General features: G+C 47.0%; 8 protein-coding genes and 1 pseudogene. 6 read left to right on the top strand and 3 right to left on the bottom strand.

What is annotated here, in order from left to right; translation table 11 throughout:
* The 4 genes and pseudogenes from GY683_RS01015 to GY683_RS01000 all read left to right on the top strand — a co-directional run.
* Positions 1 to 733: pseudogene (locus GY683_RS01015) on the top strand (ribonucleotide-diphosphate reductase subunit alpha); the annotation flags it as partial.
* Between the two features lie 121 nt (positions 734 to 854).
* Entirely contained in the window at positions 855 to 1,187 is a 333-nt protein-coding gene (locus GY683_RS01010) for a YbaB/EbfC family nucleoid-associated protein (protein WP_297286980.1), read from the top strand.
* Position 1,188: 1 nt separating this feature from the next.
* The gene (gene recR, locus GY683_RS01005; protein WP_297286979.1) at positions 1,189 to 1,782 is read left to right on the top strand and encodes a recombination mediator RecR; all 594 of its coding nucleotides are present in this window, start codon (positions 1,189 to 1,191) and stop codon (positions 1,780 to 1,782) included.
* 7 nt (positions 1,783 to 1,789) lie between these two features.
* Positions 1,790 to 3,025, top strand: coding sequence for an HRDC domain-containing protein (locus tag GY683_RS01000; protein WP_297286978.1), 1,236 nt, complete (start codon positions 1,790 to 1,792; stop codon positions 3,023 to 3,025).
* A 75-nt stretch (positions 3,026 to 3,100) separates the two neighbouring features.
* Here the strand turns inward: GY683_RS01000 and GY683_RS00995 are convergent, their stop codons facing one another.
* A complete protein-coding gene (locus GY683_RS00995) occupies positions 3,101 to 7,492 on the bottom strand; it encodes an NAD-glutamate dehydrogenase (RefSeq protein ID WP_297286977.1) in 4,392 nt (1,463 codons plus the stop codon).
* Between the two features lie 264 nt (positions 7,493 to 7,756).
* Between GY683_RS00995 and xseA the strand changes: the two genes are divergently transcribed.
* Together xseA and nfsB are read left to right on the top strand one after the other, a co-directional pair.
* On the top strand, positions 7,757 to 9,274 hold the full coding sequence (gene xseA, locus GY683_RS00990) for an exodeoxyribonuclease VII large subunit (RefSeq protein WP_297286976.1): 1,518 nt from the start codon (positions 7,757 to 7,759) through the stop codon (positions 9,272 to 9,274).
* A gap of 18 nt (positions 9,275 to 9,292) precedes the next feature.
* Positions 9,293 to 9,946, top strand: coding sequence for an oxygen-insensitive NAD(P)H nitroreductase (gene nfsB, locus GY683_RS00985; protein WP_297286975.1), 654 nt, complete (start codon positions 9,293 to 9,295; stop codon positions 9,944 to 9,946).
* A 45-nt stretch (positions 9,947 to 9,991) separates the two neighbouring features.
* Here the strand turns inward: nfsB and GY683_RS00980 are convergent, their stop codons facing one another.
* Both GY683_RS00980 and gpmI read right to left on the bottom strand, forming a co-directional pair.
* Positions 9,992 to 11,314, bottom strand: a complete 1,323-nt coding sequence (locus tag GY683_RS00980; protein ID WP_297286974.1) for a S41 family peptidase — start codon at positions 11,312 to 11,314, stop codon at positions 9,992 to 9,994.
* Positions 11,315 to 11,331: 17 nt separating this feature from the next.
* Positions 11,332 to 12,903, bottom strand: a complete 1,572-nt coding sequence (gene gpmI, locus GY683_RS00975; protein ID WP_297286973.1) for a 2,3-bisphosphoglycerate-independent phosphoglycerate mutase — start codon at positions 12,901 to 12,903, stop codon at positions 11,332 to 11,334.
* Positions 12,904 to 13,305 lie beyond the last annotated feature (402 nt).

Below are 13,305 nucleotides of genomic sequence, written 5' to 3'. Positions count from 1 at the left end.
TGGCGTTGGCGTAATCAACTACGCCTATTACCTTGCCAAGAATGGTACGCGCTACTCAGACAGTGCAGCGCTTGGCTTGACTCATCGCACCTTTGAGGCGTTGCAATATTATCTATTAAAAGCCTCTAACAAGCTAGCCAAAGAGCAAGGTGCTTGCCCATGGTTTGATCAGACCACTTACAGCCAAGGCATCCTACCAATCGACACCTACAAGTCAGACCTAGATGGCATCTGCAACGAGCCACTACACCTTGACTGGGAAAACCTTCGCGCTGACATCAAGGCACATGGATTACGTAACTCCACATTGTCTGCACTCATGCCATCTGAGACCAGCTCTCAGATTGCCAACGCAACCAACGGCATTGAGCCGCCTCGAGGCCTTGTGTCTATCAAGCAATCAAAAGATGGTATCTTAAAGCAAGTCGTGCCTGACATCGAATCACTGGCTGATCAGTATGAATTGCTGTGGCAAATGCCTGATAATAACGGCTATCTACGCCTTGTTGGCATCATGCAAAAATTCATCGACCAAAGCATCTCTGCCAACACCAACTATGACCCTTCTAAGTTTGAAGGTAATAAAGTACCGATGAAAGTACTAATCCAAGACCTACTGACCGCCTATAAATTTGGTGTAAAAACTCTATACTATCACAACACCCGTGACGGTGCAGACGACAGCCAAAGCGACATCGATGATGTCTGTGCAGGCGGTGCATGTAAATTGTAATTACATTGTAATCATCATTAAAATCCAAGCACAACATTGTTCTGCTTGGATTTTTTATGCCAAAATATGCTATAATTAGCCAAATTTTCTTTGTTTTAATCATTAAAAATTAGGAATAATCATGAATATCCAAGCCCTAATGCAACAAGCTCAAGCCATGCAAAAGCAAGTTGAAAAAAATGTTGAAGCTGCCAAAGCAAGCCTTGCCATCAAAGAAGTACACAGCGAATCAGGTAACGGACTGGTTAAAGTTACCATGACAGGTCGCCATGTGGTCAAGCGCATCAGCATCGATCCTAGCCTAATGGATGATGAGCCTGACATGATTGAAGATCTGGTTGCAGCGGCGATCAACGATGCTGTTCGCCAAGCTGACGAGCTGTCTGAAGAAGTCATGGCGGGCGCGACCACTGGTATGGGACTACCAAAAGGCATGCAAGGTCTGTTCGGCTGATATGCTCACCCCAAAATTTGATCAATTGGTAAAAGAGCTGCAAGTACTGCCTGGCGTCGGTCAAAAATCAGCACAGCGCATGGCTTTGCAGCTGCTTTCCAAAAAACGCCTACAGGGCATCAATCTCGCCGCAGCGCTTGATATTGCCATGCGCGACATCATAGAGTGTCGCCACTGCCATTCATTCAGCGATGATGAAATTTGCCCCATCTGCGCCGATTCGCGTCGAGATGATGCCCTTCTGTGCGTGGTTGAGAGCGCGTCGGACGTGATAGCGATTGAACAAAGTGGCGCCTATCGTGGTAAGTATTTTGTGCTGGGTGGGCATTTATCGCCCATTGATGGCATTGGCGCAGATGATCTACACATTGACGAGCTGATTTTTCGCCTCAAGAACGAAACCATTGAAGAGCTGATACTGGCCACAGGTGCAACCGTTGAAGGTCAGACCACTGCGTTTTTTATCACAGATGCAGCGCGCCCTCACGTCAAAAAAATCACCCGTCTTGCCCAAGGCATACCCATGGGCGGCGAATTGGAATATGTCGATAGCCTAACCCTCCACCAAGCCCTCCAAAATCGCGCTTTTATTTGATACACTTATGACAACCACCCTTACTGATGATGAACGTTTTGACTTCTTTCGCGCCAATGACGTTGATTTTAATGCCTTAGATGACCTGCCTACCGTATGGGTACGCACCGAAGATGAATTGTATGAGCTTATCGACGAGATTGATTCTGTTGATGTCGTCGCGCTTGATACCGAATTCATCAAACGCACCACCTACTACCCAATCTTAGCCCTTGTTCAGGTCAATACCGGACGCGCCATTTATCTGGTGGATGCGCCGCGCCTAGATTTGACAGAGTTTTGGCAGGCATTGATCGAAGTGCCCACGATGGTGTGGTATGCCTGCGGTGAGGACTTAGGGATTTTTTATTTACTTGCCAAGAATGCCCCTTTGACGAATATTTTTGATGTACAAATCGGAGTGGCATATCTGACAGGCAAGCTTCAAGCAGGCTATAGCCAAGCGGTTTCCGAGATTTTGGGCATTGATTTGGATAAAGGCGAGAGTCAATCGGATTGGCTGGCACGCCCATTAAGTCCCACCCAAGAGATGTATGCGGCGAATGACGTGCGTTATTTGTTGGCACTTTATGAAGCGGTGCAAAATAAATTAGCACAAAATCAAGTGCTCGACTATGTCGTAGAAGACAGCAACCTATACGCCAAAGAGCTGCATCATACCGCCAATATCAGCGATGAGGTGCTATACCTTGATTTTACCGCACCCGAATACAATCGCCTACAAATCGGCGCGCTAAAACAACTCGTCATGTGGCGAGAAGCCCTAGCACGAGCCACAAATGAGCCGCGCACTTTTATCATTAATAAGCAGGCCATGCGTGAGATCATAGAGACGCTGCCTGACAGCATCAAATTATTAGCCAGAACCACCATCAATCGTGGCTCACTACGTAAATACGGCGATGAAATCATACGTATCATACGCATGGTAAAAGCACAATCAGCTGACAGCTTACCGCCATTGCCGCCACCTGTTTATAAGAGCAAAGAAAAAACCTTCAAAAAAGCCCTAGATAAAGCAGCTCATGATCATAGTCACGCCATCAATGTACCTGAGAATCTACTGCTTCGCGGTCGTTGGATTCATGAGCTTCTGTTGATGACAGCTTATGATCACCCCATTGACCAGCTGTCTGATGGCTTAAAAGGTTATCGCCGAGCTTGGGTGGTGGATGTGCTACTGCCATTATTGCACGAGTATAAATCCCAAATCATAGCAGGATTGGAAGCATCCAAACCTTAAGCAATTAATTTATACCAATTAAAAAATCAGGATGTCTGTACATCCTGATTTTTGTTTATTGCAGAGTTGGGCTGCTTACTTCATGGCTGCCACCTGTGCAGGCAGTCTGGCAAAGAGTGCTGCCGATGCTATCGGAACACCTTGACCTTCAAGCTCAGACTGATAAGATACATCGACGCCATCAGTCGCATCTAGATGCTGACCTACCAATGTCGCCACATCAAGGTCGTCATTGGCATTAAGCAGCGAGATGATGGCAGACTGAAGACTGCGACGAATCTGAATCTCGATATCAAGCTGTAGCTCGGCTGAGATTTGATTATCCAAAGCCTCGATCTCATTCCAAAGCATCTGCACCCCAAAGACATCGCGAACCACCGCATAAGCGCGTGTAATATCTGCGATAGAACGATCAGTCTTACGATAAATATCGAACACCGTCTCAATGCCAAGTCTATTTACCAAGCCGTTGGTTAGGTAGGTGCTGATGATTTCTCGATGCAGGCGATGTTTTACCATCTCATCAAAATACGGCTCATCCAGTGCATCTGGGAAGTATTTTTTGAGTTCATTTAAGAAATAAGCATCGTTCGCTAAGTCACTATCAAGCATCTCATCATACACCCACATCTTGCCATAGGCCAACAGAATGGCAAACTCTGGATTGGTCAACCCTTGGGCTGAAGCTTGGCGCTCTTTGATCGCCTCATCAGTTGGCAGGTATTCGATGGCGCGATCCAAGCGACCCGCATTCTCAAGGAACTGCATGAATTGATGATGTTCTGGCAGTCGAGTTGTGGCTTCGCGAGCAGATAACTCGATCGCTTGTGGTTGTAGGTAGTTCTGGCGAAGCACCAATTGAGCCACTTCATCGGTCATGCTCTCAAGCAATGTATTGCGCTGTTTGATGGTCATCTCATCTTGCTCAACGACCGCACCCAGTAGAATCTTGATATTCACTTCATGGTCGGAGCAGTTCACACCCGCTGAGTTATCGATGGCATCGGTATAGATGCGACCACCGTTTTGGGCGTATTCAATACGGCCTTTTTGGGTGCAGCCTAGGTTACCACCTTCGCCGACGACCTTGGCTCGCACCTCATTACCATTGACACGAATCGCGTCATTGGCACGATCACCCACATCGCTATGCTCTTCATCAGATGACTTAATATACGTGCCGATACCACCATTCCAGATCAGATCCACAGGTGCTTTTAGAAGCTTATTAAGTAGCTCATTCGGGGTTAGGCTATCTTCTGTAATATCAAAAGCAGCCTTCATCTGTGGCGTGATGGCGATTGATTTATCTGTGCGGTTAAACACGCCACCGCCTTCACTGATGAGCTTGGCATCATAATCTGTCCACATAGAGCGCGGCATATTGAATAGGCGCTCACGCTCAGTAAATGAAATCTTGGCATCTGGATTAGGATCAATAAAGATGTGCAGATGGTTGAAGGCGGCTAGCAGGCGCGTGTTATTCGACAGCAGCATGCCATTACCAAATACGTCGCCTGACATATCACCAATACCCACCGCGGTGAACGCATCGCGAGTCTGAATGTCTCTGCCCATCAAGCGGAAATGACGCTTCACGCTCTCCCATGCGCCACGAGCGGTGATGCCCATGCCTTTATGGTCGTAGCCTGCCGAACCACCAGAGGCAAAGGCATCTTGTAGCCAAAAGCCATATTCGGCCGACAGCCCGTTAGCGATGTCAGAGAACGTCGCCGTGCCTTTATCAGCAGCAACCACCAGATAAGGATCATCCTCGTCATGGCGAACAGTATTGCTTGGTGGTATGACCTTACCATCGACCAAATTATCCGTCAGATCAAGCAGTCCGCGGATGAACGTCTTATAGCACGCCATACCTTCAGCTTGCCACGTTTCGCGATTACCCGCCTTGCTGCGATCTTTACACACAAAGCCACCTTTTGAGCCGACAGGTACGATGACGGCATTTTTGACCATTTGCGCTTTTACCAACCCTAGCACTTCGGTGCGATAATCTTCCATGCGGTCAGACCATCTTAAGCCGCCACGCGCCACTTTGCCGCCACGCAGATGCACACCTTCGATGCGCGGAGAGTATACATAAATCTCAAACATCGGCTTGGGCTTAGGTAGGTGTGGGATTTGACTTGCGGCAAATTTAAAGGAAACTCTATCTTTGCGATTGCCTTCTTCATCTACTTGATAATGACTGGTGCGTAGCAATGCCTGAATCAAATCTAGGAACCAGCGAATGATGCGATCTTCATCAAGACTGCTTACATTGGCCAGCTGAGCATCGATGGCATCTTTGGCGCTTTGAACTGCACTGTCACGATTGTCCACATCTGGCGCCATTTTGGCGTGGAATAGCGATACAATTAGGCTTGCCAATTGTGGATTATTCACCAAGGTTGCATGGATGTATTCATTAGAAAATGGTGCGCGCGCCTGCACGATGTAGCGCGATAACGCACGTAGCAGCACCACGTCGTATGCGTCTAGATTGGTGGTTAAGATTAACTCGTTCAGCTTATCTGATTCAATCTTACCCTGCCAAATCTCGCGCAAACTGTCTTCAAACTGAGTGCGTACCGCATTTAGGTCCACACTAATACCGTCGCGCAGTTTCAGCTGATATTCTTGAATCCAAGCGCCATGCGTGTTATCAAACTTGAATGAATCCGCGTTCAGCACCAGCACACCAAAATTCTCCAAGATAGGTAGCACGTGTGACAAGATAGACGGCTCACCTTGACCATATAGTTTCAACGTGAGCTTGTCAGCGCTTTCGCCAACGGGCTGATACAGTCGCCAAGCCATCGGCTCTTGGCTACTGATGGTCAGCAGGCGCTTGGTGTCAGCCACGGCCGTGTTAGCATCATAGCGCTCCTTATAGGCAGCAGGTACAGAGTCGCCATAATTACTGATGATGCGGTTCGCCTCGCTTTCGCCCAGCTCTTCACTTAATGCACGCGCATACTCGTCAGACCAGTCTTGCATGAGCGCGCCAAGCTTGTCTTCTAGCAGCGCGGTATCGACAGGCTTCACCTTGCCAGGAATGGTGCGCACATGAATGTGTACGCGCGCGTGATGCAGCTCATTAAATTCTGTGGTGAAGTTGGATGATTCACCGCCAAAGGCTTGGGTTAGTAGGTTTTGAATTTTAATGCGAAGCTCGGTGTCGAACTTGTGACGCGGGATATATACCAGGCAAGACACGAAGCGCTGATAATGGTCGATACGCGTGAACAGACGCAGGCGGTTCTTATCCTGAAGCTGACTGATCGCAGTCACCATCGGGTACAACTCATCGATGCCCGCTTGAAATAGATCATCGCGCGGTAGTGTATTGACGATATGAGCCAGCTTAAAGTAGTTATGGCTGTTCTTAGCGAAGCCTGACAGCTCAAGGATCTGGTTGGCTTTCTCGCGCAGTAGTGGGATGTTCCTCACTCGCGTCTGATACGCACGCGATGTCAAAAGACCAACAAATCGATATTCGCCAATCAGCTTACCTTGTTCATCATATTTATGAATACCTAAAAAATCCATATACACAGGACGATGCACAGGTGATTCATGGCGTGATTTTGATAATAAAATCGCACGCGGCAGGCTCAGCATTCCCTTTAATTCACGCGGCAGGCGATGAAAGCTCTGAGACAGTGAATCTTCCGATAGACCCCTTAGAACACCCAATCCACTGCCGCCGACTGAGTACAGCTCGGCATCCTCACCAAGTCCATCGAATCGGTATTCGCGAAAGCCCATAAAAATAAAGTTCTCATCACCCACCCACTCCAAGAAATCTAACACTTCTTCTTTTGAATTATATTCGGTCGGCACAGGTACGCTCGCCATCTCTTGGCGGATGCTGTTTAATTTATCGCGCATCTGTGACCAGTCAGCGACGATGACATCTAATGTATTGATCTTGGCAAGTAGCGCATCATGAATCTCGGCAAGTTTCTCCACGTCTTGACGAGCGATCTCGCAGTGGAATAACGAATACTGCTGTGAGATATTGGCATCACTCTCATCAGCACCGATCACATCGACGATGGCGCCTGAAGTATCGCGAACCACTTTGACGATATTGGTATAAATACGATGCACCGCCACGCCTTTTTTCTCAAGGCTCATGAGCATGGTATCGGTCAAGAATGGACGGTCAAACGCCGCCATCTGAATCACACTTTTTTTACTTGAAAAATAATGCTCATCACTTACAGGGTTAATGACTGCCAGCCTCGGGCTTTGACCGTTGTGATTTTTTAATAGGCTAAAATGATGCAACGCCATGCCCGCAAGATCAGCATCGCTAATGCTCTTAGCGACATCATGATGCAGATATTGATAATAAATGTGGATAAACTTCGTCAGCAATGCCTCGCTCTCACTACTCTTAGCGGTGGCTATTCGAGCGATGGCATCAATGCGCGATTGATCAATCGTTAGGTTGTTCATATATTTTCCATGATTGTTTGAATGATAATTTTAAAAACTAAAACGCTACACCATAACAAAAGTACGGTCGTACGCTCTTATAAATTACATTAACGCCCATTGAAAAGCAAATGGGAAATTGTTGTTTTAATATTAATAAATATGATAAATATCGCTTTTTTATGCATTTGTACTAATAAATAATCGCACCCAAAATCCTGTGGTGGCAGTTTTATTCATGGAGAGACTGTGATATAGTGATGATTTTTAATTATTCTAATAATCATGAATCAACAAGCCAAACGCATCGCAGAATTGGTCGAAAATCTATACGAGCCCAGCCAAGACGTCGATGAATTACACGCTAAAATTGCCGCTGAACTCAGCGATTTACAGGCTCAAAACGACACCCAAACACAGCTACAAGGAGTGCAACTGGCGCTGAGTGATTACCTAGAAGCCGTTAAGCTAGTCATCAGTGATACTTTTGATCACGAGGTATGGATTCACGCCGAGATACGCTCCATGTCATCCAAAGGCGGGCATTATTATTTTGAATTGGCAGAAGAGAATGACGATGGGCAAATCATCGCCAGCTGTCGGGCAACTCTGTGGCGCTACCGAGCATCAAGCGTGCTTTCTAAATTCCACCAAAGTACGGGGCGTGCTCTAGAAGCCGGCGCAAGTGTCCTGATTAAGGCATCGGCCAGCTTCCATGCGCAGTACGGCTTTAGCATCAACATCAGCGACATCGATCCGAATTATACTTTGGGCGAATTGGCGGCAGCTTATAACGCCATGCTAAAACGCCTGCACGATGAAGGTCTAACCCAATTAAATAAAGCCCTACCCGTTCCCTTCGACATTCGCCATGTGGTCGTTATCGCGCCAGAGAATGCCGCAGGCTTGGGGGACTTTCGCGCAGAAGCCGATCGATTGGCGGCAGCGGGCGCTTGTCAGTTTCATTATCATCATGCGACTTTTCAGGGCAATCACGCACCCAATGAGATTCGCATCGCCATCACACACGGCATGCGTCAGTTCATCGACACTCATCAGCACCTGCCAGACCTACTTGTGGTCATCCGCGGTGGTGGCGCGGTAGGCGATTTGGCATATCTTAATGATTATGAGCTGGCAGCCCTTATCGCTGAACAGCCCGTACCTGTCTGGGTGGGCATCGGTCATGAGCGAGATAAGGTACTGATCGATGAAGTGGCGCATACGCGATTTGACACACCATCTAAGGTTATTGGCGCCATTGAACGTCAGCTAATCAGCATCACCCAAGACGCTAAAATCGCCATGCAAAAGATTCAAGCATTAAGCCAAAGACAGCTCATGCATGCCAAGAATAATAGCGCCAATTCAATGCAAAGCATCCAATCATCCGCCACCAAGCTGGTATTTCTTGCCAAAAAAGACAGTCGCCATGAGATGAATCGCACCAAACTCATCGCCAATCATCGCTTAGATAAGCAAAAAACCCATGCCAATACACTTTATCATGCCGTGCAAGTAAACGCCACCAAGCAGGTCAATCATGCCAAGACTCATGCCAGCGCCCTGCTTGATAGCCATCGCAATATCAAGGATAAACTAAACCACCTAAAGAACTACTGTCGTCATCTACAAAGCCTAATTATGATTCAGCACCCCGCCAGAACTCTGAATAAAGGCTATGCACTTATTCATCAAGAAGGTCGCATTGTGTCATCTTCTGCCAAGATAGACGCCAATAAAGACTTGCAAATTGAATTTCATGATGGCAAGATCTCCGCCACACCACATTCATCCAAATAACACAATAAGGCAACACTCATGAGCAACCTCTCCATCGTACAATCACGCTACACTTGCAAAGCTTACGATCCGACCAAGCGAATCGACGATGCTACTTTGGATCACATCCTACAAGCGTTACGCCTTGCGCCATCTTCCATCAATATTCAGCCTTGGCAATTCTTAGTGGCCGCCAATGATGATACCAAAGCCATCACCGCAAGCAGCATGACTGGCTCAGATGCACATAATGCACCAAAAGTATTGAACGCCTCGCACACCATCATCCTATGTACTCGCACACAGCTTGATGACGATCATTTAGATAAGGTGCTAGATGCAGAATCACGTGCAGGCAGATTTAGAACGCCAGACAGCAAAACCGCACGCCAAAACTTATGCCAAAACTATCTTAGCGAATACGCCAAGACACCTGCCAAGCTATCACAATGGGCTGAGCAGCAGACCTTCATCGCGCTTGGGTATTTGCTGCTTGTTGCTGAATTGGCAGGCGTTCAAGCGACGCCAATTGGCGGATTTGATCAAAACCTTTTAAATGATGCTTTGAATTTAAATAGCCAAAATCTAAACGCTTCTGTGGTCGTTACCTTAGGTTATGCCAGTGATGATGATTTTAATCAGACTCTACCAAAAGCTCGTCTTGATTTTGATGAAGTCATTCGCTTTATTTAAATCCAAAAAAACGCGCCAATGATCGGCGCGTGTTTTATTAAACCCTTAAAATCCACCAACAGGCGCAAACTCAACCCCTGTGGCAAGCTTACCCTCTTGCATGATGGCCAAAGCGCGCTCCAGCCACTCATCAATCAACCCATCTTGATGATCGACCTGAGGGAATGTAACATCGGGCTTAACACCGATTTTATCAATCTTCTCACCCGTGGCGGTTATGTAATGCGCTGTGGTTAGTTTTACCGCCTGATTATCACCAATTGGAATAATAGACTGCACCGAACCTTTGCCATAACTGGCTTCACCCAATATCAGTGCACGACCTTGAGTCTGTAATCCACTAGCCAATACTTCAGCGGCAGAGGCAGAATATCGATTTTGCAGGATGAGTAGCGGAATCTCATCAAGCAGCGGGGAACCTGATGTATGCATGACACGCTCAATGCCATGACGCCCTTCGACTTGAGTGACGATCTCATTACGCATAAAAAGCGAAGCCACATCTACCGCCGAATCCAGCACACCGCCCGGATTATTACGCACATCGATGATCATCCCTTGTACGGGTATCCCTGCTGATGAGACACCATTTAAGATCTGCTGGCGTGTGTTGGTTTGAAATACGGGCAGCTTAACGATCACGATGCCGTCACGCACCAGAATCTCAATGTTTGACTGCGTGCTGTGGGTACGCTCAAGGGTTTTGGTTAGTTTTGACCGACCTGCTTTGGAGAAGGTGACGTCCACTTTAGTATTAAGAATGCCACTTAAAAGCTGCGCAACATCGTTTTGGGTTTGGCTGCCTGTCAGGCGGACATCGCCGATCTGATACAGATAATCACCAATAGCAATGCCTGCTTTGGTCGCGCTAGATTCTGCCTCAACCTTGGTAACCACCCAACGCCCTGCACGCTCCTGCCATACCGCTGTGATGCCAACATCGCCAACATTACCTGTGGTGAATGACTGAAGATTATTAAATGCTTCGACATCCAAAAACTCAGCATGACTATCCACCTTAGTCAGCATGCCGTTAATAGCATGATAAAAAAGCTCATCATCATTCTTACGGTCAGGGTATTCACGACGCACCAAATCCACCACCGACACGAAAGTCTTTAATGTATTTGGCGAGATCGCATTTAATGGCACACGTCCTTGATGCAGCCCGTCGATGCCATGTAGAACATTTGGCTGACTGTCTAGCACACCCAAATCAATCTCTGGACTATCACCCTGGACATCATCAGTTTGTACATTAGGCTCAGATAGCACAGGTACGGAATCAGGTAATTCATCCTGTGCGATCGATGATAATGGCACAACCATCATCATAGAGAGCAACGTTAATATTGGCAGCTTTTTCATGAGACCCTCGTGAATGTTCAGCCTTCGATTAATAGGCTCTCGCCTGTCATTTCGCTAGGCTTTGGCATGCCCATCAAATGCAGGATCGTCGGTGATACGTCGCACAGTTTACCACCTTCACGTACACTCACCTTTTTATCGCCCACATAAATGAACGGCACAAGCTCGGTGGTATGCTGTGTGTGCACTTGCCCACTTTCATAGTCTTGCATCTGCTCGCAGTTGCCATGATCGGCGGTAACCAGCAAATGCCCACCCATCTTTTGTACACTATCAGCGATCACACCAATACACTCATCGACCGCCTCAACAGCTTTCACAGCTGCCTCGAATACGCCTGTATGCCCCACCATGTCGCCATTGGCGTAGTTAATGATGAGTACGTCAAATTCACCTGACTCAATGGCTGCTCTTAATTTATCAGTAACCTCATAAGCACTCATTTCAGGCTTTAGATCATAGGTCTTCACGTCAGGGCTATTCACCAAGATGCGCTTTTCGCCATCATATAGCTCTTCACGACCACCACTAAAGAAGAACGTTACATGTGCGTATTTTTCAGTTTCAGCGATGCGAAGTTGGGTTTTGCCGTTGTTTTGTAGGTATTCACCCAAAGTATTGGTCAAACTAGTTGGATAGTAGGCGATGGTTGTTTTTGGGTTGTTTTCTAGTTCATCTGAATATTTGGTCAGCATGACATAGGCGGATAACTCTGGCGCCACTTTGCGCTCAAAACCATCAAAGTCATCATTGACAAATGCTTGGCTGATTTCACGAGCGCGATCTGCACGGAAATTCATGAAAATCACCGCATCATTATCACAGATAATGCCGTTATCATCGATGATGGTCGCCTGGATGAATTCATCCGTCTCGTCCGCTGCATAAGCTTGTTTTACAGCGTCGATGGCAGTGCTTGCTTCACGCAAAGCATTGGCTTGGGTGAGAAGCTCGTAAGCAGCTTGAACACGATCCCAACGCTTATCACGATCCATCGCGAAGAATCGACCGATCATACTGGCAATCTTCGCCTCACCATCGTATTGACCGCTGATGTCTTCCAAGAACGCTTCAAAATCTGCCACATAAGCCTCGGCTGACTTCGGCGGTGTGTCACGTCCATCCATGAATCCATGCACGAATACCTGTAGTGCACCCTGCTCCAATGCCATGCGTACAGCTGCCTTCATGTGATCGATGTGCGCATGGACGCCACCATCAGACAGCAGACCCAGAATATGTACCGCGCCTTCTGCTTCATTGGCAGCTTTGACCGCACTGACTAAAGCTTCATTCTTAAAAAAATCACCCGTATTAATGTCATTCATGATACGAGTTGAATCTTGGAACAAGATGCGCCCTGCACCTAGGTTCATGTGACCCACTTCGGAATTACCAAACTGACCATCAGGCAGACCCACATCCATGCCAGAGCCAGAGATCAGACCATTGGGGCAAGTCGCGGTTAGTTTGTCCAGATTAGGCGTATTCGCCGCCAGAACCGCATTATCTCGTGGGTCAGTGCGATGCCCCACACCATCTAGAATCATCAATACATGAGGGATTTTTTTATTGGTCGCGTCAGTCATGAACATACTCCAAAATTCAACATAAATTTCATGATATTGTAGCATAAATCAATATAAAAAAGACGTTAATTTACCAACAACAGTAACCGCCATCATGAAAGTTAATTACGCTAAATATAGCCACCAACTTGCCCTAATAGCGCTTTTGATTCATGGATTAAATTTGCATTTTTATGGGCATTTGGTTGCAATTGAATGGTTTTAATTTATAATAGCGGTTTGCCATTTTTGATTATTCATAACTTTTAGCTTATAGCCAATGCAACACCTAAAGCCCACCATTAAATTCGCCTTTATTCAGAGCCTGCCTATTTTATCGGGCTTTTTGTTTTTGGGCATGGCGTATGGCGTCTACATGCGCTCGCTTGGCTTTGCGGCAATTTACCCCATTGCGATGGCGTT

This window comes from Moraxella sp. (assembly GCF_024227015.1).
In the GTDB taxonomy this organism is placed as follows: domain Bacteria; phylum Pseudomonadota; class Gammaproteobacteria; order Pseudomonadales; family Moraxellaceae; genus Moraxella.
The sequence above is the reverse complement of the archived record's forward strand: the minus strand, read 5'-3'. Positions and strand labels throughout refer to the sequence as shown.